Consider the following 20,148-nt stretch of genomic DNA (forward strand, 5'->3'; position numbering starts at 1 on the left):
CCGTCAGACGGGCTCATCATTGTTGATCGGCACGTCCCATTCGCCTGCAGTGATCGCCGCCTGCTTGGCCTCCATCGCCGGGATGGCGTCGGCGGGCACCTCGTCGGCGACATAGATCAGCTCATTGCCGCCATAAGCCATGAACGAATACTCGGTATAATCCCGTCCAACCGGTGTGCCCGCCTGAATATCGGCCACAATGGCGTCAATGGTCGGGCCATAATTCCAGATCGCGTTGGCAAAGACGGTGCCCGGATAGCGCGGCGTGTAGTCGATGAGCGATCCGATGGCCTTGATCCCACGCTCTTGCGCGGCATCTGCCGTGCCGATGCGTTCGCCGAACAGAATGTCGGCCCCGGCGTCGATCTGCGCCATCGCAGCCTCTTTCGCGCGGGCCGGATCAAACCAGGCGCCGATAAAGCCGTTGAGGAAGGTCGCGTCGGGGTTCACTTCGGTCACGCCCATGCGGAAGGCGTTGATCAGCAAGTTGACCTCTGGGATCGGGTAGCCACCGACAGAGCCGAAGACGTTGCTTTCCGACATCTTGCCGGCGAGCATACCAGCCAGATACGCGGCCTCGTGATTGCGGGTTCCAAAGACACCGAAATTGTCGCCTTCGGGCCCGCCGGACGAGCCCATGAGGAATGCGGTTTCGGGGTAGTCGCCCGCCACTTCGCGCGCCTCGCGTTCGACGGCATAGGCTTCGCCCCAAACCAGTTGCGCGCCGCCTTCGGCATATTCGGCCATGGCGCGGGGATAGTCGGTGGGTGCGACCCCTTCGGAAAACTCATATTCGATCCGGCCCGCTGCGGCAGCCTCCTGCAGCGCCAGATGAATGCGGCTGTTCCATGCGTTTTCAACAGGCGACATATGAACGCCGGCGACCCGCGTGACGGTTTCAGCATGTGCGCGGCGAATGTAAGCGGGCAGCGCCAGCGTGGCGGCGGCCCCGACAAGAAGCTGGCGACGGGTGGTGTTGAGTTTCATTGGAAATATCCTCTCTCGTGCTGGCAGTTTACTAAATGTCTTTTTTGTCCATCGCCGGGGCGTAGTCGGCGGGGTCAATCGTGGTCGGGCGACCGGGCAAGTCGAGCGTGGCAATGCGCGGTGCGGTGCGGGCGAGCACCTTGCCATGCTTGATCACGGCAAGCCGCGTTGCCTTGAGCCTGACGGCTTCAATCGGGTCTTGGGCCTGCAGCACCACCATGTTGGCTGGCCCGCTTTCCCGCAGCGTCGGATCGGGCAGGCCCATCGCCCGCGCACCGTTTTGCGTGACAGAGGTAAAGGCCCATTCCATCGCTTCGCGTGACGTCATGGGCACGGCGTGAACGCCCATATGCGCCACTTCGAGCATGTCGGCAGAGCCAAGCGAGTACCACGGATCCATCGTGCAGTCCTGCCCGAAGGCCACGTTGACGCCCGCCGCCCGCAGTTCCGGCACACGGGTCAGGCCACGACGGCGCGGATAGGTGTCGGAGCGGCCCTGCAAGGTGATGTTGATCAGCGGGTTCGGGATCACGTTCATGCCGCTTTCAGCGATCAGCGGGATCAGCTTGCTGGCATAGTAATTGTCGTAGGAGTGCATCGCCGTGACGTGGCTGGCCGACACGCGGGCCCCGAGGTCAAGGCGTGTTGTTTCTGCCGCCAGTGTCTCGACATGGCGGGACATGGGGTCGTCGCTTTCGTCGCAGTGCAGGTCCAGCATCAGGTCGCGGTCTGCCGCAATCTCGCACAGGCGGGTGACGGATCGCGCGCCATCCGCCATCGTACGTTCGAAATGCGGGATGCCGCCCACCACGTCCACACCCATATCGAGCGCGCGCAACAGGTTCCGTTCTGCTGAGGCCGAGCAGTAGAGCCCGTCCTGCGGAAAGGCGACAAGTTGAAGGTCGATATAGGGGGCGACGCGCTTGCGCACTTCGATCAGCGCCTCGACCGCGGTCAGCCTGTCGTCGCAAACATCTACGTGCGTGCGGATCGCGAGCAGTCCTTGCGCCACGGCCAGATCGCAGTAGCGCAAGGCACGCTCCATGACCGCCTCGACCGTGAGCATGGGTTTCAATTCGCCCCACAGCGCGATGCCCTCGAGCAGGGTGCCCGACACGTTCAGCCGGGGCAGGCCCAGGCTGAGCGTCGCATCCATATGGAAATGCGGGTCGGCGAATGGTGGCGCGACCAGTCGCCCCGCTGCATCAATGATGTCCTGCGCATCGGCGTCGATCCGGGGGGCAATCGTGACGATCCTGTCCCCCTGGACACCGATATCGTATTGCCCGCTGCGATCCGGCAAACAGGCGTTGTTAATGATTAAATCCAGAATCCCCCGACTCCTTATTTTGATCATACGGTTAATAAAACTGACACGATGGCCTAAGGATTTCGAAGAAACCGCTCAACAAATGCGCCGGGGACCAGTTTTTAGGCAGATAAGACGCGACCCCAGTCGCCACGGCAGGGACCGATACAACCATTGGGGGATTTCTTGCCACTACTGTGTTTTGTCTGCCAGAAATTGCCTCAGGTCCATCTCCTCGCGCCGTTTCGTGGACACATAGACAAAGGCCATGTTGATCCGTTCTGATATCATGTCGCCGGGAAACGGCAGATAGCTGAGTTCGGGCGAGCCGAAGGAGGGCGAGGCCGTGCCGACCTGCCATTCCGAGGTGACGGACACGTCCACCAGCTTCAGATCCGGACCGCCGCTGGTGCAGGGCATTTCCAGCGGGATATTTGCGATTTTCAGGTAGGCGGCCTTGTCTTTCGCGTCACGAAACCCGTCGATGAATTGGGTGCACAGGACCTGAATGTCGGCCGCTTCGTCCTCGGGCTTGAGGTGGGAATGCAGGTGGTCGGCGGCGTGGTTGTGGCCGATATGGCCGTTCACGATGTCATGGGGCATGAGTGTCAGCCTTTCTTGTGCGGGGTGGACCAGCGGTTGCCGTCGCGGGCCGCGTCGTAGTCACCCATGGGCAGGTTCACCGGCTTGTCGATGTGCTTGCGGTGGTCCCCCATCTTGCCCGACGCCACGAGCGAGCCCAGCACGTCCACGATGACGCGCGTGCCCATAAGGGCGGTGATTTCCGATTGGTCATAGGGCGGTGAGACCTCGACCAGTTCCATGCCGCAGATGCCTTCGGCCGCGACTTTGGACGCGAGCGCCAACGCCTCGCGCGGGAGGAAGCCGCCCGGTTCGGGCCAGCCCGTGCCGGGGACAAAGCCGCAGTCGATGCTGTCGATGTCGAAGGACATATAGACCATGTCGACACCATCCCACGCCATTTCCAGCGCCATCTCGGCGGTCTTGTCGACGCCCATCTTTTCCATGTCGCCCATGGTGATGATGTTGGTCTCGCGCTCGCGCGCAACCTTCACCGCCTCGCGCGGGACCTGCCAGCCGCCGATGCCGACCTGCACGAGGTTCTTGGCAGGCACGTTGGGCAGATTGGTGGAGTGGAACCACGGGGTGGTGTGCATGCGCTCATCCAGGTCTTTTTCCTGGATGTCGGCGTGGCGGTCGAAGTGGACGATGCCGATTTTCTTGGAGGTGCATTCGGCGATCCCGCGCACGCAGGGGAAGCCAATGGAGTGATCCCCCCCAATGATGATCGGCATGGAGCCGGACGAGAACACGTGGCTGACCGCGCGGCTGATCTGGTCGAACGTCTTTTCGATATTGCCGGGGATGGTAAAGATGTCGCCCGCATCGCACAGCGACATCTGCTCGCGCAGGTCGATCCCCATTTCATAGTTGTAGGGCGTGTAAAGCGCGCTGATCTTGCGGACGCCTTGCGGGCCGAAGCGCGTGCCGGGGCGGTAGGTTGTGCCCCCGTCAAAGGGCGCGCCGAGGACGCAGGCGTCGTAATTGCCCACCTCGGTCACGTCTTCGGTATAGGGGGCCTTGAGGAAGGTGTTGATGCCCGCGTAGTGGGGCAGCTCGCCCCGCGCGAAGGTGGGGATGGACCGGTCTTCGATGCTGTCGGCGGCGGTCAGGCCCATGCGCAGGGCCCAAGCCTTTTCCTTCTCCCATTCGCCTTCGGGAATGTCGGCCTCGGCCTGCATCGACTTCCAGCCTTGCAGCTTGGACAGGTCGGGGTGATGGGCGCGGCGGTCCGGGATCTGGCGATCATCGGGCCGGTGCGATCGGCTACGATCCTGTGGCGTCCAGAACATGGGTATCCTCCTTGAGTATCTGATAGGGAATCCCGCCATCGCGGGCATCGAAGTCGTAAGTGATGGTGGCGCCATAGGCGTCCGGAAACTGCGGATCCCACCGCACCTTGTCGAAGGCCAGAACCCGGTCGCCCAGCTTGAACGCTTCGCTCAGGTCGTGGGTGACCATGAAAACGGTCATGTTCGTCTGGGCCCGCAGCTCTTGCAGAAAGTCATGCATACGCTCGCGGGTGCCGGGGTCCAGCGCGCCAAAGGGTTCGTCCAGGAGCAGGATGCGCGGTTTTGCCGCAAGCGCCTGCGCGATGGCAAGCCGTTGCTGCATACCGCCGGACAAGGTCGCGGGATACTGGTGCGCCACATGGGCGAGACCAATACGCTCAAGCGCAATATCTGCGCGGTCGCGTACGGCCTTGCGCCGCGACCGGGGCAGAATGCCCAACAGGTTCGCCCTCAACCCTTCGGCAGCCACCAGATTGTCGCGCACCGTCATGTGCGGAAAGGTCGAATAGCGTTGAAAGACGATACCGCGGCTGCGATTTGGCTCGCCCTGCAAGGGGATGCCATCGACGCGGATTTCCCCCCGCGTCGGACGCTCCTGGTCGAGCAGCAGTCGCAGAAATGTGGATTTCCCACAGCCCGACGCCCCCACAATCGAGATGAACGCGCCCTCGGCCACCTCGAGCGAAACGTTGTCGAGGATAGGTCGGTCCCCATATCGCTGGGACACATGTTCGACGGTGACAAAGCCCATCACGCAGCCTCTGCCCAAGGAAAGAGGCGCCGGGACAGTCGCGCAAGGCACCAGTCGAGGACGAAGGCGATCAAGGTGATCCAGGCCACATATGTCAGGATGACGTCCATCGCGAGGTACCGGCGCACAAGGAAAATGCGGTAGCCGAGCCCGTCCTCGCTTGCGATGGCCTCGGCTGCGATCAGGAACAGCCAGGCCGGACCAAGGGACAAACGCACCGCCTGGATCAGGCGCGGCATGATCTGCGGCAACGCCACGCGAAGTGCGATGGCCAGCGATGACGCCCCCAGCGTCTGTGCCTTGATGATCTGTTCCGCGGGCAGTTCGGCCGTGCGCGCAGACAGGTCGCGGATCAGGAAGGGCGTGATGCCGATGGTGATCAGGGCGACCTTGGACAGCTCGCCCAAACCAAACACGATGAACAGGATCGGCAAGATCGCAAGCGGCGGCACCATCGAGATCACGGCCACAAAACTGTTCAGCCCCGCATGGGCCACCGGCAGAAGCCCGATCAACAGCCCGAACACCAGCCCCAGGCTGGCCGCGAGGCCAACACCAATGGCCAGACGCCGCAGGCTGGAGGCGGTGTCCTGCCAGAACAGGATCTCGCCCGAGCGACGGTCAGGTTCGGACACCAGCCGCGCCGCCGTGTCCACCAATTGCGACGGGGGCGGCAACAGCTTGTCCGCAGGGTTTGCTGCGCGCCGTGCGTCCGACCCCATCGCGTAAATGATCAGCACCAGCACAAAGGGCAGCACCATCAGGAACAGGGCGAATGGCCGTCCGGGGGTTTTGTTGATCCAGCGCATCGGTCAAGCCCCGCACCGATCAACGGTGCGGGAGGCCTGTGTTCACAGCGCGCCGTCGGCGGCCATTTGCATATAAGTCGTGTCATAACGCATCATGACGTTTGCCGAGTCGCCGGTCGTGGTCCCATCCGGGTATTCCACACCCACAAAGTCCGCGCTTGGCGCGCCTTCCCCAAGTATCCCCTTGTCGAAGAGGAACTCGGCCACGTTGACCATGGTCGTCTTCAATGCCTCCCCTTCGGTAAATGCGACCGCGTCGGCGGGGTCATAGAACATCTCGGTCGAGGCCAGTTGCGCCTTGTACCCCGCAAGGTCGGTGCCCGACGCTTCGGCCATCGCAGTCAGTGCGCCCTCGTCGCCTGCGGCCATCAGCGCCATCAACTCGTACCATGCGCCGGTCAGCGCCTTGCCGAAATTCGGGTTGGCGGCGAGGGTTTCGGTGTTGACCCACATGATGTCGATGATCTCACCAGGGATGTCCGAGCTGTCATAAACCTTGGTCGCGCCAGGCTGTTCCAGGATGGTCGACACCAGCGGGTTCCATGTCACCACCGCTTCGACATCCGGGGTCGCATAGGCCGCGATCATGTCGGCGTCCGATGTGTTGATGACCGACGCCAGATCCCGTTCGGCCAGGCCCACACTGTCGAGCCCGCGCGCGAGCAGGTAATGCGACACGGACAGTTCGACCAGGTTCACCGGCTTGCCTGCAAGGTCGGCGAGGCTCCCCTCACCCTTCAGGATGACAGCATCATTGCCATTGGAATAGTCGCCGACGATCAGCGCTGTGGTGTCCACGCCACCGCCCGACGAAATCGAAAGGGTGTCCATGTTGGTCGCGGTCACGCCATCAAATTCGCCTGCCGCATATTGGATGATGGATTCGACATAATCGTTGATCTGCACGATCTCGACGTCGATCTCGTACTTGTTGGCCCACTTGTCCATGATCCCGCTTTCTTCGAGATAGCCCCAAGGCATCCAACCCACATAGATCGACCAGGCGACCTTGAATTCGGTCTTTTCCTGCGCGACGGCACCGAATGTTGTCAGCGTAAGTGCCAGGGTAGCGAAAACAGTTGAACGGATCATATCATCCTCCAGATACATAAAATTCATACGACCGAAGATGAAAGTGAGAGACGCGGCCGAACCGTCGCAGTGCTCTCCCGGGATTTTGCCCCGCCGTGTACCGTCCGGAATTTGCCGGATCGGCGGCACCTCTCGGACCAGCCCTGCCATATGCGACAGGCGGAACCCTAGGTGCCCTGCGCTTGCGACGGTACGTGGGGGATGGGTATGCACCAAAACCCGATGGGCCGAACCGAAGTTTATCGGAAAAAGCGCACAGTTTTGCAGCGGCTTTTGGGCGGAATGCGTGACGAATGGGCAGTCGGCGGCCGGATCACATATCTTTGCGGCCTGCACGACGCCAAAAAAACCCGGGCACTCAGGCCCGGGCAAGTCCAACAGGGAGGTGCATGTTTCGCCGCGAGGCGGCCCCGACATGCGCGGGCTTCGTGTACGTAACATCGGTCAAAGTGGATGGTTCCGCTTTGACCCACGTCAATGTCACGCAATAAGACGATATCCGCCGCTTTCGGTCACAAGAAGGCGCGCATTGGACGGATCTGGTTCGATTTTCTGGCGCAACCGGTAAATGTGCGTCTCCAGCGTGTGGGTCGTGACGCCTGCGTTGTAGCCCCAGACTTCGTGCAAGAGCACGTCGCGCGCCACCACGCCTTCGGTCGAGCGATAGAGGAACTTGAGGATGTTCGTCTCTTTCTCGGTCAGGCGTATTTTGCGGTCGTCTTCGGTGATCAGCATCTTGACCGACGGTTTGAACGTGTACGGCCCGAGGGTGAACACCGCGTCTTCGGACTGTTCGTGCTGGCGCAGTTGCGCGCGGATGCGGGCCAGCAAGACGGGGAACTTGAAAGGCTTGGACACATAGTCATTGGCGCCCGCATCGAGGCCCAGGATCGTGTCGGCGTCCGTATCGTGGCCGGTCAGCATCAGGATGGGCGACTTGACCCCCTGCTTGCGCATCACGCGACACAGTTCGCGGCCGTCCGTGTCCGGCAGGCCGACGTCAAGGATCACGAGGTCGTAAATCGCCTCCTTGGCCTTGACCAACGCGTCCTGGCCGTTGCCGGCCTCGAACACGTCGAAATCTTCGGTCATGACAAGCTGTTCGCTGAGCGCCTCGCGCAGATCCTCGTCATCGTCGACCAGAAGGATTTTCTTCAATTGTGCCATGGGTCTCGTCTCCCTTGATGTTGCAGGATAGATGCGGTCGCGCAGCGGTTTCAGCAAGTTGTGGACCAAATGTTTCACGCCCATGTGTCAGCGGGCGGCCAAATGTTTCAATTCCACCGCGATTTGCGTATGTCGGGCGAGACAAAGGCGAGGATTTGTTACATGGGGTTGGGCCCGGATATCGTGGAGATGCTGGCGCGGGCCCGTGCCGATCTGCGCATGGGCGTGCCCATTGTGGTCCTGGCCGAGGTGTCGGTGCTGGCCGTTGCGGTCGAGGCGATGACGCCCGAACGGCTGGCCGCGCTGCGCGCGCTTGGGGCGCCGTTGGAACTGGCCCTGACTGGATGGCGGGCTGAAACAATGAAGGCGCGGGTGTATGATGGCGATGTGGCCCGGATTGCCGTGCCGGAGGCCGCCGCCCTGGGTTGGCTGCAATCGCTTGCCGATCCCGCAGACGATCTGGCCACCCCCATGAAGGGGCCGTTGCAGTCGCTGCGCGATGGCGATGCAGCAGCGCACCGGGTCGCTATCCAACTGTGCAAGGCGGCGCGGTTGCTGCCTGCCGCCCTATGCGCGCCCGTTCCTGAGGGTTTGAAATTCGCCGTGTCCCATAGCTTGACCGCAATCCCCCTCGCCTTGGCAGAGCCGCTGATGGCGCAGTCGAGCCTGCTGCATCCCGTCGTGCAGGCCCGTCTGCCGGTGGAAGCCTCCGAAGCGGGGCGGCTGCACGTCTTTCGCCCCGAGGATGGAGGGGAGGAGCATTACGCGTTCGAGATCGGGCGCCCGGATCGCAGCCAACCGGTGCTGGCCCGCCTGCATTCGGCCTGTTTCACAGGGGATGTCATGGGCAGCCTGAAATGCGATTGCGGGCCGCAGCTGCGGGGTGCCCTGGCCCAGATGGGGGCCGAGGGGGCGGGTGTTCTTCTCTATATGAATCAGGAGGGGCGCGGGATTGGCCTGGCCAACAAGATGCGTGCCTATGCCTTGCAGGATCAGGGGTTCGACACCGTCGATGCCAATCACCGGCTTGGGTTCGAGGATGATGAGCGGGATTTTCGGCTGGGGTCGGACATTCTGAAGTCCATGGGATTTGCGTCCGTCCGCCTGTTGACCAATAACCCCGCCAAGGTTGCGATGATGGAGGCGAGTGGGATCAGCGTGACCGAGCGGGTGCCTTTGAAAGTGGGTGAGAACCGGTTCAACCGGGATTATCTGGCCACCAAGGCGGCGAAGTCGGGGCATCTGCTGTGACCCCTCTGGATATGGTGGTCACGCCGCGCGGGCTTCGTTTTGGGGGGCATGTCTTTCCCTGCACCGTTGGGCGGGGCGGGATCACCGGAAAAAAGCGCGAGGGGGATGGGGCGACACCCTGCGGGGCGCACCGGCTGGTTGGGATGCTTTACCGGCCCGACCGGATGGCGGCGCCAGCGGATTGGGCGGTGCCGATCCGGCCCGGCGATCTGTGGTCGGATGATGTGGGGGATGAGGATTACAATCATATGGTCCGCGCCCCATACGCCCCCAGCCATGAGGTGCTGCGGCGGGCGGATCCGCTTTATGATTTGGTGATCCTGACGGATTGGAACTGGCCTTTTTCGGTGCCGGGGCGGGGGTCGGCCATTTTTATCCATCGCTGGCGGCGGCCGGGGTATCCGACGGAAGGGTGCATCGGGTTGCGGCCGGATCATCTGGCCTGGATCGCGCCGCGGATCAGGTTTGAGACGCGGTTGATTGTGGGCAGTGACCCACGGTGGGACGCCTAGCCGCGTGAGCGATTTCAAGGGCTTGCAGCTACGCTTTCAGGAAGTGTTAACCTTTGACGCGGGCGCCGAAGATGGCGGAGCCCACGCGGATATGGGTCGCACCGAGCGCGATGGCGCTTTCGAAATCGCCGCTCATACCCATGGACAGACCCGCGAGACCGTTGCGGGCGGCGATCTTGGCGAGCAAGGCGAAGTGCAATGACGGCTCCTCCTCTACCGGCGGGATGCACATGAGGCCCTGCACCGGCAGATCGAGGGCGCGGCACGCGGCGACGAAGGCGTCCGCCTCGGTGGGCAGTACACCCGCCTTTTGCGGCTCTTCGCCTGTGTTGATCTGAACAAAGATGTCGGGGCAGGTTCCAAGCTCTTGGGCGAGGCGGGCGATGGAATTCGCCAGTTTGGGCCGGTCCACGGAATGGATCGCCTGAAACAGCTGCATCGCCTGCCGCGCCTTGTTGCTTTGCAAAGGCCCGATCAGGTGCACGTCTACGGCGCCGTATTGATCCCGCAGGTCGGGCCACTTGCCATCGGCCTCCTGCACGCGGTTTTCACCAAAGAGGCGGTGCCCCGCGTCCAGAACGGCGGTGACACGGTCCAGTGGTTGCACCTTGCTGACCGCGATCAGCTTGACACTGTCCGGGTCGCGCCCCGCTTTGGCGCAGGCGGCTTCGATCTTGGCGGAGATTTCGGACAGGGACATATCGCACCTATTGCAGCGGGCTTGATGCGCAGAAAGCACGGCTTTGGCCGAAATGCAAAGGTCGGAAAAGAAAAGGGGCAGGCCACAGGCCCGCCCCAAATCTTTGGACTGTGATCAACTATCAGAAGTTGAAGATCACACCCAGATCGGCAACTGTGTCGCCGCTGGTGTTTTGGCCAACACCACCGCGCAGCGATACACCGCCGCCCAGCGAGTGACGGAAGCCGATTGCGACGACTTCGTCTTCGTTGTCCAGACCGGAGTCGGAGAATGCGAAGCGAATTTCAGTCGCGGCGCCAATGTCGTACTTGGCGGACAGACCGTACATCGTTTCGTCGTTGATGTCGGAATCACCAACCAGGATCGAGAAGGCAAACGCGCCGATCTCACCACCAAACGAGATGACCCAGAAGTCATTGTCGACGCTGCTGTTCACAGCACCGGTGGTTCCGTCGAGGACTTCGGTGTCTTCGTTACCGAATGCAACACCGGCGGAGTAGTTGCCGAAGTTGTAGCCGAAGCCGAGCTGATACTCTTCACGCTTCGTGACGGTATTGGCAGCTGTGTCGGTTGCAGCCGAATCATCGGTGATCGACGCTGCAACAGTGAAATCGCCAGCCGTGTACCGCAGTTTCACGGTCGGCGCGATTTCGGAATCATCGTCTTCGACGCCAAAGCCGGATGCTGGAACATTGTTGAACGCCGACGACTGTTCGGCGAACGAAGTCAGGCCGACGCCGTAGCCGTAGTAGTCAACAACGTCGCCGGAGTCGATGACGTCGGAAACGCTACCCACGTCCAGACGGAAGCCACCGGTCGAAACGGCAAAGCCAGCAGCCGAACGACGTGCAACGTTCGATGCACCATTGGACTGGTCGTCTGTTTGGAAGCGGATACGGCCTTCGAATTCCAGGCCGTTGTCGGATGTTGCGGTGCCGGTCGCGGTCAGACGGAAGCGCTGTTCAATGCGCAGTTCGTCGTTGCCAACGGCGTCGTTGCCTTCATCATAGAAGAGGCCAAAACGGCCAAAGCCGCCAAACGTCACTTCCGCTGCTGCCATGCCGGTTGTGGCAATGAGCGCGGTTGTAGCGAAGAGAACTTTTTTCATGAGTTTTCCCTCGGTTTTCAGTCACACGCCCTAACCGGGGAATCCGGCGAGGGGATGGATGCTGTCTCAACCATTTGCCGGGCCATCTCAAGCGACGCATGACACCGCCGGTCCAATTACGGCATGGTTGGTGCAGCTTTGCCACAGTGCTGCCGCATGGCCACGTGGGCGCTTTGCATCCAGCCACCCGCCGCGCGGGCCTGTCTTGCGAGCCCTTGGCAACTTGTCTATCACGGTGCGCAAAGAACTGGGATTGGGACGTCCAATGCGCAAAACGCGAGTAGTAGGCCGGGTGGCGGCCCTGTCTTTGGCGGTGTTTCTGGCTGCCTGCGGTGGCAGGATCGGTGTGACCGATCCGGATTCAGAGCGCATTGTGGGCGATGGCGACAGTGCGCGCGAACGCGATATTCGCACCGGCACGACCCTGGGCGAGGCCCTGCGGGCGCGGCGCAACCAGGAATCTATCGTACGCGTGAACAAGTATATCTGGTCTGCATCGCTGCAGGTTCTGGATTTCCTGCCTGTTCAATCTGTTGACCCGTTTACCGGCGTCATTGTCACCGGCTTTGGCACCCCGCCCGGCGGCGGCCGTGCCTACCGTGCGACGGTGTTGATCGGTGATCCTGCCTTGGACGCCCGGTCGCTGAACGTCGCCTTGCAGACCCGCAGCGGTCCAGCCAGTGCCGCGACCGTGCGCGCGATCGAGGATGCGATCCTGACCCGCGCCCGTCAGCTACGTGTGGCCGACAACCGGCTATAGGCCCTTTCCGCGCATCACTTTCCGCTTTATCACACGCGCCGGGCCCCACGCCCGGCGTTTGCACATTCAGGACCAGACCATGGCACCCTATACCCCATCCGAGATCGAAGCCCGCTGGCAGGCCGCCTGGGACGAGGCCGGCGTGTTCCAGGCCACGCGCAGTGCTGACAAGCCCAAGTATTACGTGCTTGAGATGTTCCCGTATCCGTCGGGGCGCATCCATATGGGTCACGTGCGCAACTATACGATGGGCGATGTGATCGCCCGCTACAAGATGTCGACGGGCCACAACGTGCTGCATCCGATGGGTTGGGATGCGTTCGGGATGCCCGCCGAGAATGCCGCCATGGCCATTGGCGGTCATCCGAAGACGTGGACCTATGACAACATCGCCGACATGCGTGGCCAGATGAAGCCGTTGGGCCTGTCCATCGACTGGAGCCGCGAGTTCGCCACCTGTGACCCGGAGTATTACGGCCAGCAGCAGGCGCTGTTTCTGGACATGCTTGAGGCCGGACTGGTCTACCGCAAGAACGCGCAGGTGAACTGGGACCCGGTCGACATGACCGTGCTGGCCAACGAGCAGGTCATTGATGGCAAGGGGTGGCGGTCGGGCGCCGAGGTCGAGCGCCGCGCGTTGACGCAGTGGTTTTTCAAGATTTCCGATATGGCCGGGGAGTTGAAGGACGCGTTGAGCGGGCTTGAGAACTGGCCCGCCAAGGTGCGTCTGATGCAGGAGAACTGGATCGGCGAGAGCCGCGGCATCGAGATCACCTTTGACCGTACGGATGGGAATGGCACCATCCAGTGCTATTCGACCCGCCCTGATACCATGCGCGGTGCGTCGTTTATTGCCGTGGCCCCGGACCATCCGGTGGCGAAGGCGCTTGAGGCGGACAACCCCGACCTCGCGGCCTTTGTCGACGCGTGCCGGAAGATGGACACGACCGAGGCGGCCATGGAAAAGGCCGAGAAGAAGGGTGTCGATACCGGTCTGCGCGTCAAGCACCCCGTCTATGCCGATGTCGAGCTGCCCGTGTGGATCGGGAATTTCGTGCTGATGGATTATGGCACCGGCGCCGTTTTTGGCTGTCCGGCCCATGACCAGCGTGATCTGGACTTTGCCCGCAAGTACGGGTTGCCGGTGCAGAATGCGTTTTACATGCCGGGCGCCGAGGTTGAGGTGGGGGATGAGGCCCTGGTGCCAGCCAAGACGGAGCCGGTTGTCTATATCGACCACTTCGCGGGCATTGCCGAGGCGACGAGCCAGCAGGGCATCGACGCCACCATCGACTATTTCGAGGCGCATGGTCTGGGTCAGGGCCAGGTGCAGTACCGGTTGCGTGACTGGGGCCTGAGCCGCCAGCGTTATTGGGGGTGTCCCATTCCCGTCGTGCATTGCGACGATTGCGGCGTGGTGCCCGAGAAGACCGAAAACCTGCCGGTCGAACTGCCCGATGACGTGACTTTCGACATCCCCGGCAACCCGCTGGACCGCCACCCGACCTGGCGCGACGTGCCCTGCCCGGCCTGCGGCAAACCCGCCCGGCGCGAGACGGACACGATGGACACCTTTGTCGATTCGTCCTGGTACTTTGCCCGCTTCACCGCGCCCCGGGCGGACAAGCCCACTGATCTGGACGACGCGGCCTACTGGATGAATGTGGACCAGTATATCGGCGGGATCGAACACGCGATCCTGCACCTGCTCTACTCCCGCTTCTTCTCGCGCGCGATGCGGATCACCGGGCACCTGCCGCAAGGGTGCGAGGAGCCGTTCGATGCGCTGTTCACCCAAGGGATGGTCACGCACGAGATCTATGTGACGCGCGACGAAAATGACCGGCCTGTCTATCACCTGCCCGAGGATATCGAATGGACCGAATCCGGTGCGCGCCTTGGCGCTTCTGGTGCCCCGGTCGACATCATCCCCTCGGCCAAGATGTCGAAGTCGAAAAAGAACGTGGTCGACCCGGCCAGCATCATCGCAAGCTACGGGGCCGACACGGCACGCTGGTTCGTGCTGAGCGACTCGCCGCCCGAACGGGACGTGGAATGGACCGCCTCGGGCGCCGAGGCGGCCTACAAGCACCTGAGCCGCGTCTGGACCCTGTGTGACCGGATCGGAGCAATGGACAAGGACGCGCCGGGCACGGGCGACGATGATTTGCTGCGCGCCATGCACAAGACCATCCATGACGTGACGATGGGCGTCGAATCCTTTGGTTTCAACGCCGCGATTGCCAAGCTCTATGGCTTCACCGCCACGCTGCAAAAATCGAAGGCAAGCCACGCCGCCCAACGGCAGGCCATCATGACGCTTGCCCAACTCATGGCGCCGATGACGCCGCACCTGGCCGAAGACATCTGGGCGCATCAGGGCGGCGAGGGGCTGATCATCCACGCCCCATGGCCCACAGCAGACGAAGCGATGCTGGTGTCCGACACGGTCACCCTGCCGATCCAGATCAACGGCAAACGGCGCGGCGAAATCACCGTCGCCGCCGATCTGGACAAGGCCGAGGTTGAAAAACTCAGCCTGGCAACCGAAGCTGTGCAAAAGGCCCTGGATGGCGGATCACCGAAGAAAGTGATCGTCGTGCCGGGCCGTATCGTCAACGTGGTGGTCTGATCCGACATGCGCCTGCTTGCTGCCCTCACCCTTGCCCTGACCGTCGCTGCCTGCGGGTTCGAACCGGTCTATGGGCCGGGCGGCACAGGCACGAAGCTGCAGAACCGGGTGCTGGTCGACCCGCCACGCGACCGCGAAGGGTTCCTACTGGTGCGGCAGCTTGAAGAACGTCTGGGGCGCGCCGGCGATCCAACCTACAAGCTGGCCATCGACCTGTCGGTTGCGGAAGAGGCGCGGGCCATCGACCCCGATGGCGACATCCGCCGCTATCACATGATCGGGTCGGCCGCCTTCACGCTGTCGGATGCCGACACGGGTGCCGTTGTCATGTCGGACCTTGTGGATAACTTCGTGGGTTATTCCGCCACCGGCACCACCGTGGCGACCCTGTCGGCACAACGCGATGCGACAGAACGGCTGATGACGATCCTCGCAGACGAAATTGTGCTGCAATTACAAGTCTCCGACCTGTGAAACTGAACACCGGCCAGGCGACGGCGTATTTTGCAAAACCGGACCCGGACGCGGCGGGGCTGTTGATATACGGTGCCGACGGGATGCGGATTGCCCTGAAACGGCAACAGGTCGTGGCGGCGCTGATCGGTCCGCAGGGCGAAGAGGAAATGCGCCTGACACGCATCGCCGCGGGCGATTTGCGCAAGGAACCGGCGCTGCTGCTGGATGCGGTCAAGGCCATGGGATTTTTCCCTGGCCCGCGTGTGGCACTGGTCGAGGATGCCAACGAAAACACCGGGCCGATCATCACCGACGCGCTGTCGGACTGGGCGCCGGGCGACGCGCAGATCGTGGTCACGGCGGGCACGCTGAAACCGACGTCGAAACTGCGCAAGGCGTTCGAGGCACACGCCAAAGCCTATGCCGCTGGCATCTACGACACCCCGCCCACGCGGGACGAAATTGAACGCGACCTGACGGCGGCAGGCATCACGTACCCGCCGCAAGAGGCGATGCACCTGTTGATGGATCTGGCCCGGCAACTGGAGCCGGGGGACTTTCGCCAGACCTTGGAAAAGGTGGGGCTTTATAAACTGAACGATCCCGCCCCGCTCAGCGCCGCGGACATCACCGCCTGCGCGCCCGCCTCGATCGAAGCGGATGTGGACGATGTGCTGCTGGTCGTGGGCGATGGCAATGCCGCGGCCATCGGCCCCGTGATGCAGCGCCTGCAGGCCCAAGGGGTGAACGCCGTGGCCCTGTGCATCGGCGCCATGCGCCACTTTCGATCCCTGCACCGCGCCGCAAGCGACACGTCCGGCCGCCCGCAGATCTGGGGCCCCAACCGCGACAAGATGCTGGCGCAAGCGCGCAACTGGGGCGCCCCCAAGCTGGAACTGGCACTCACCGAATTGACCGACACCGACCTGAAACTCCGCTCAGCCGGTCAAAATGCCCCGGCGCTCGCCTTGGTCGAACGCTGCTTCATCCGCCTGGCCATGCTCGCGCGCAGATAACCCCTTCTTCTGGCTGAAAATACTTCGGGGAGTTTGAGGGGCAGAGCCCCTCATTCACAGAAACAAATCGCGTCGCGCAGCGGCCTTTGGATCACGCTTGTTCCGGGGGCGGCGCGGCGAACATCTCCAGCACCTCGGCTTCGGTCATCACATGCCGCCCGTCGCCCGCAAAGGCATAGCCATCGGGCTTGCGGTCGATAAAGATCTCGCCCGTCAGCGCGATGCCGGACGGGTCGTCGAAACTGCCCATGCCCACATGCATTTCCCCGTTCATCGGTCCGGGGGCGGTGACGCGGTAGAACAGGGACGATCCGCAGGTCTTGCAAAACACCCGTTCCGCCCAGGGCGAGGAGGTATAGACCGACAGGTTGTCCGCGCCCTCGATCTCCATCGCGCCCTTCGGAACCTGAATGCCCAGATAGACGCCGCCCGACCATTTGCGGCACATGCTGCAATGGCAGGCCCCCGTTTCAGTGACAGGTTTGGTGACGGTGAACCTGACCGCGCCGCAGACGCAGGACCCTGTTTGTGACATTGAAACCTCCTGTTATATGCCCTTTCACAGCAGCCTAGCAGCGCGGCGTGACAATTTCTGACAGCAGCGTTCTGGTTTGGGCCGCGTCCTGCAGCGCGGCATCCCGGCTGTCAAAAGTGGCACCTGTCGCGCCGCATCGGCCGTCTTAGGGTGTCAGATAGCGCACGGCGCCCTGCCCGGCCCATCGTCCGGTGGCGAGGCAGGCGGTGAGCAGGTAGCCGCCTGTGGGCGCTTCCCAATCCAGCATCTCGCCCGCGCAAAACACGCCCGGTGTTGACCGCAGCATGAGTGTGTCATCCAGTGCCGCCCCTGGCACGCCGCCCGCCGTCGAGATCGCCTCGTCCATCGGGCGCAGGCCGGTATGTGCCACGCGCAGTTTCTTCAGCCGCCGGGCGGTGCGCAGCGTGTCGTCGGGCCAGGGCCGCCCCCATTCCTGCGCCAGCGCGATCTTGAGCGGGGAGAGTTTGAGCACCTTGCGCAGGTGGTTGGAAAAGCTCGCCTTGCCGCGCGGGCGGGCCAGACGCCGTGCCGCGTCGTCGACGCTGAGGTCAGGCAACAGGTCGAGGAACAACTCCGCCCCCTCGCGCACACCGCGCGAGACAGAGTAGATGCCACCGCCCTCAAGCCCGCGCCACGAGGCGATGGCTTCGCCGCGGGACCGGTAGGGGCCAGCGCGCCAGCCGACCCCCTTGATCGGCTGGCCCATGTGCTTGTGCATATGCGGTGACCAGTGGACCGAGAGGGCCGCGTTTGAGGCGGCGAACGGCGCCGTATTGATGCCGATCCAGTCAGCCCAGGCGCCGTCCGAGCCGAGCCGCGCCCAGCTTGCGCCGCCGCAGGCCAGGATCGTTGCGTCTGTTTCGATTGTGAGGGTTTCGCCATCGGGGCCGGTGATGCGCGGTGATGATCCGTCCCAGCCGGTCCAGCGGTGGCGGGGGCGGATCGTGACGCCCAGACCCTCCAACCGCTGCAACCACGCGCGCAGCAGGGGGGAGGCTTTCATGGCCGTGGGGAAGACGCGGCCGGTGGAGCCCGCGAACATCTCTTGCCCCAGCCCCTCGCCCCAGGCGGTGATCGCGTCGGCATCCCATGCGCGCAGGGCGGGGGTGAGCCAGGGGGCCGCTTCGGTGTAGTGGGGGAGCATCGCCGCCACGTCTTCGGCCTTGGTCAGGTTCAGGCCCGACTTGCCCGCCATCAGGAACTTGCGTGCGACCGTTGGCTTGGCCTCGAACACCGTGACGCTCAGTCCGGCTTCTGCCATCACCTCGGCTGCGGCAAGGCCCGCGGGTCCGCCGCCGATGACGGCCACGTGGGTCACAGAGGCGTGGTCCGCAACTCGCCCTTCATCTCGACCACGCGGTGCGGATAGGGGATTTCAATGTCGTGTTCTTTCAGCGCGTTCCAGATCGCGAAGAGCACGTGGCTTTTGTACTTGTTCTTGCCGTCGTCGATGCCGTTGACCCAGTATTCGACGGCGAAGTCGATGCCGCTGTCGCCAAAGCCGACCAATTCGCAATCCGGGCCCTCGGGCGTGTCCAGAACAAAGTCCAGCTTGGACACGGCGGTGTTGATGATGTCGGGCACGGCGTTGATGTCGGTGTTGTAGCTGACGGAAAAGGGCGCCTCGTACCGGTTGGCGGAGCCGCTGTCGGAGTAGTTGACGACGCGGGTGGTGATGAAATCCTCGTTCGGGACGACGATCCAGCGGCCGTCATAGGTCTCGAGGATAGCGGCGCGGGCCGTCATTTTTACGATTGTGCCTGCCTCTCCGCCGTCGAGTTCGACATAGTCGCCGACGGTGGCCTGCCCCTCGACCAGAAGGATCACGCCGGAGATGAAATTCGACGCGATCTTTTGCAGGCCAAAGCCCAAGCCCACGCCGATGGCCCCGCCCAGCACGGCAAGGGCGGACAGGTTGATGCCCATGATGTTCATCAGCACCAGGAAGGCGACGCCGAAGATCAGGAACTCAACTGATTTTGCCACGAGCTGACGCAGGGAGGGCCGCATTTCCTCCTGCCGTTGGATAAAGGTGCTGGACTGGCTGTTGGACCATTGGCCCAGCCAGAAGATCACGCCGCCCACGGCCAGGAATTGCAGAAGCCACAGCAGGTTGAAGGACAGGTTGCCCAGCGGCACCACGGTTGCTTCGAGCCGGGTTGCGACCGGTCCGAGCAGCGCGAGCGCATAGAGCGCCGCGATGGGGATCAGGATGTAACGCCCCAGCAGCTTCAGGAACGGGTCGGAGATGATATCCCGCACCATTGCCCGCACGGCGAGGAACAGGAACACCCGCTTGCCAAAGGCGATGACCGCGCCGCTGTCAAAGATCGAGCGGACGACGCTTTCGCCGATGCCGGTCAGGACATAGGCCATCAGCGGCAACACCAGCGGCAGGAATTGCGCCACGAAGCGCCGCGCCTTGGCCAGAACCGTGTCGCTGTCACCGGGATCGAGCAGGCGGGCCAGTGCCGGGCGTAGGCGCCGGGTGATCACCACGGCGGCCAGATAGGCGACGATCAGCAACGCGAATTGCGACCATGCCGCCGGGCTGAGCAGCCACGTCAGCGCCAGTTCCCACCCTTGCAGCGCATAGCCTGCGATGGTCTGCACAATCTCGGGCTGGCTTTCGAGATCAAACTCCACGGGTGCACCTCTTGCCTCGTCCTTACACCGCGCCAATTGTCACGGACGCCCCCGCTTGCGCAAGGAAACATGGCCCTGTCCGATCCGATCTGTCCCTTATGTGGCCGTCCCATCCCACCCGATGCGCCGCAAAGCCTGCATCACCTGATCCCGAAACTGAAAGGGGGCAAGGGCGGGCCGGTGGTGTTGTTGCACCACATCTGCCACCGGGAAATTCATGCGACACTGACAGAGGCCGAACTGGCCCGCGACTACAACACGCCAGAGGCGCTGCGCAGCCATCCGCGGCTTGCCAAGTTCTATGCCTGGGTGGCCAAGCGCCCGCCCGGCTTTGCATCAAAGGTGCCTGGGGCGCGCCGCAAACGCTAGCGCTTGCGCGGTGTGCGATCCTGAGCGTGCTTTTCATCAATCTGGGCGCTGACCTGGATCAGCACATCCGAGACGAGCAAACGCACCCGTTCGGACGTCGTCAGGTCCCGCTCAGTCTTGGGAGCGGGGCGGGGGTCGCGTTTAACACGCACTATGCGGTTGTCACGGGCCATC

At 63.0% G+C, this 20,148-nt stretch carries 21 protein-coding genes and 1 riboswitch; of the genes, 7 read left to right on the forward strand and 14 right to left on the reverse strand.

Annotation, left to right across the window (positions count from 1 at the left end; all coding sequences use genetic code 11):
* Window positions 1-3 precede the first annotated feature (3 nt).
* From BWR18_RS15720 to BWR18_RS15755, 8 genes are all read right to left on the reverse strand, one after another.
* Entirely contained in the window at window positions 4-987 is a 984-nt protein-coding gene (locus tag BWR18_RS15720; RefSeq protein WP_076629385.1) for a BMP family protein, read from the reverse strand.
* Window positions 988-1,018: 31 nt separating this feature from the next.
* Window positions 1,019-2,320 carry an amidohydrolase family protein gene (locus BWR18_RS15725; protein ID WP_216637329.1) on the reverse strand — a complete coding sequence of 434 codons (1,302 nt, stop codon included), beginning with the start codon at window positions 2,318-2,320 and terminating at the stop codon, window positions 1,019-1,021.
* A 168-nt stretch (window positions 2,321-2,488) separates the two neighbouring features.
* Window positions 2,489-2,899, reverse strand: coding sequence for a hypothetical protein (locus BWR18_RS15730; protein WP_076629387.1), 411 nt, complete (start codon window positions 2,897-2,899; stop codon window positions 2,489-2,491).
* Between the two features lie 5 nt (window positions 2,900-2,904).
* Window positions 2,905-4,170 (reverse strand): agmatinase family protein, encoded by a 1,266-nt coding sequence (locus tag BWR18_RS15735; RefSeq protein WP_076629388.1) that lies wholly within the window; start codon window positions 4,168-4,170, stop codon window positions 2,905-2,907.
* Complete coding sequence (locus tag BWR18_RS15740) at window positions 4,145-4,921, reverse strand: ABC transporter ATP-binding protein (protein ID WP_076629389.1); 777 nt, start codon at window positions 4,919-4,921, stop codon at window positions 4,145-4,147. Before BWR18_RS15740 ends, BWR18_RS15735 begins: the two co-directional genes overlap by 26 nt.
* Complete coding sequence (locus BWR18_RS15745) at window positions 4,921-5,730, reverse strand: ABC transporter permease (protein ID WP_076629390.1); 810 nt, start codon at window positions 5,728-5,730, stop codon at window positions 4,921-4,923. Before BWR18_RS15745 ends, BWR18_RS15740 begins: the two co-directional genes overlap by 1 nt.
* 42 nt (window positions 5,731-5,772) lie before the next feature.
* Window positions 5,773-6,822, reverse strand: coding sequence for a putative urea ABC transporter substrate-binding protein (locus BWR18_RS15750; RefSeq protein WP_076630358.1), 1,050 nt, complete (start codon window positions 6,820-6,822; stop codon window positions 5,773-5,775).
* A gap of 72 nt (window positions 6,823-6,894) precedes the next feature.
* Window positions 6,895-7,004, reverse strand: a riboswitch (guanidine-I (ykkC/yxkD leader).
* 298 nt (window positions 7,005-7,302) lie between these two features.
* The gene (locus BWR18_RS15755; protein WP_076630359.1) at window positions 7,303-7,989 is read right to left on the reverse strand and encodes a response regulator transcription factor; all 687 of its coding nucleotides are present in this window, start codon (window positions 7,987-7,989) and stop codon (window positions 7,303-7,305) included.
* Between the two features lie 162 nt (window positions 7,990-8,151).
* On the opposite strand from BWR18_RS15755, the gene ribA reads away from it, so the two are divergent.
* Window positions 8,152-9,240: a GTP cyclohydrolase II gene (ribA, locus tag BWR18_RS15760; protein ID WP_076630360.1), complete on the forward strand. Its 1,089-nt coding sequence runs from the start codon at window positions 8,152-8,154 to the stop codon at window positions 9,238-9,240.
* On the forward strand, window positions 9,237-9,752 hold the full coding sequence (locus BWR18_RS15765; protein WP_076629391.1) for a L,D-transpeptidase family protein: 516 nt from the start codon (window positions 9,237-9,239) through the stop codon (window positions 9,750-9,752). The genes ribA and BWR18_RS15765 overlap by 4 nt, the downstream gene beginning before the upstream one ends.
* Before the next feature lie 46 nt (window positions 9,753-9,798).
* Here the strand turns inward: BWR18_RS15765 and BWR18_RS15770 are convergent, their stop codons facing one another.
* Both BWR18_RS15770 and BWR18_RS15775 read right to left on the reverse strand, forming a co-directional pair.
* Complete coding sequence (locus BWR18_RS15770) at window positions 9,799-10,452, reverse strand: YggS family pyridoxal phosphate-dependent enzyme (RefSeq protein WP_076629392.1); 654 nt, start codon at window positions 10,450-10,452, stop codon at window positions 9,799-9,801.
* 121 nt (window positions 10,453-10,573) lie between these two features.
* Entirely contained in the window at window positions 10,574-11,560 is a 987-nt protein-coding gene (locus tag BWR18_RS15775; RefSeq protein ID WP_076629393.1) for a porin, read from the reverse strand.
* A 265-nt stretch (window positions 11,561-11,825) separates the two neighbouring features.
* On the opposite strand from BWR18_RS15775, the gene BWR18_RS15780 reads away from it, so the two are divergent.
* The 4 genes from BWR18_RS15780 to holA all read left to right on the forward strand — a co-directional run bounded on the left by BWR18_RS15780 (window position 11,826) and on the right by holA (window position 16,424).
* Window positions 11,826-12,320, forward strand: a complete 495-nt coding sequence (locus tag BWR18_RS15780; RefSeq protein ID WP_076629394.1) for a DUF3576 domain-containing protein — start codon at window positions 11,826-11,828, stop codon at window positions 12,318-12,320.
* Between the two features lie 79 nt (window positions 12,321-12,399).
* On the forward strand, window positions 12,400-14,952 hold the full coding sequence (gene leuS, locus BWR18_RS15785) for a leucine--tRNA ligase (protein WP_076629395.1): 2,553 nt from the start codon (window positions 12,400-12,402) through the stop codon (window positions 14,950-14,952).
* Window positions 14,953-14,958: 6 nt separating this feature from the next.
* On the forward strand, window positions 14,959-15,426 hold the full coding sequence (lptE, locus tag BWR18_RS15790) for an LPS assembly lipoprotein LptE (protein WP_076629396.1): 468 nt from the start codon (window positions 14,959-14,961) through the stop codon (window positions 15,424-15,426).
* Window positions 15,423-16,424 (forward strand): DNA polymerase III subunit delta, encoded by a 1,002-nt coding sequence (gene holA, locus BWR18_RS15795; protein ID WP_076629397.1) that lies wholly within the window; start codon window positions 15,423-15,425, stop codon window positions 16,422-16,424. The genes lptE and holA overlap by 4 nt, the downstream gene beginning before the upstream one ends.
* Before the next feature lie 91 nt (window positions 16,425-16,515).
* Here the strand turns inward: holA and BWR18_RS15800 are convergent, their stop codons facing one another.
* The 3 genes from BWR18_RS15800 to BWR18_RS15810 form a co-directional block, all read right to left on the reverse strand.
* Complete coding sequence (locus BWR18_RS15800; protein WP_076629398.1) at window positions 16,516-16,959, reverse strand: GFA family protein; 444 nt, start codon at window positions 16,957-16,959, stop codon at window positions 16,516-16,518.
* A 145-nt stretch (window positions 16,960-17,104) separates the two neighbouring features.
* Window positions 17,105-18,277, reverse strand: coding sequence for a TIGR03862 family flavoprotein (locus BWR18_RS15805; RefSeq protein ID WP_076629399.1), 1,173 nt, complete (start codon window positions 18,275-18,277; stop codon window positions 17,105-17,107).
* Window positions 18,274-19,605 carry a mechanosensitive ion channel family protein gene (locus tag BWR18_RS15810; protein ID WP_076629400.1) on the reverse strand — a complete coding sequence of 444 codons (1,332 nt, stop codon included), beginning with the start codon at window positions 19,603-19,605 and terminating at the stop codon, window positions 18,274-18,276. The genes BWR18_RS15805 and BWR18_RS15810 overlap by 4 nt, the downstream gene beginning before the upstream one ends.
* A 69-nt stretch (window positions 19,606-19,674) precedes the next feature.
* On the opposite strand from BWR18_RS15810, the gene BWR18_RS15815 reads away from it, so the two are divergent.
* On the forward strand, window positions 19,675-19,974 hold the full coding sequence (locus BWR18_RS15815) for an HNH endonuclease (RefSeq protein ID WP_172839396.1): 300 nt from the start codon (window positions 19,675-19,677) through the stop codon (window positions 19,972-19,974).
* Here BWR18_RS15815 and BWR18_RS21755 read toward each other — a convergent pair.
* Window positions 19,971-20,147 carry a hypothetical protein gene (locus BWR18_RS21755; RefSeq protein WP_157598806.1) on the reverse strand — a complete coding sequence of 59 codons (177 nt, stop codon included), beginning with the start codon at window positions 20,145-20,147 and terminating at the stop codon, window positions 19,971-19,973. The two genes, BWR18_RS15815 and BWR18_RS21755, sit on opposite strands and share 4 nt — an antisense overlap.
* Window position 20,148 lies beyond the last annotated feature (1 nt).

The sequence above is a fragment of the Tateyamaria omphalii genome (genome assembly GCF_001969365.1).
Taxonomy (GTDB): Bacteria; Pseudomonadota; Alphaproteobacteria; order Rhodobacterales; family Rhodobacteraceae; genus Tateyamaria; species Tateyamaria omphalii_A.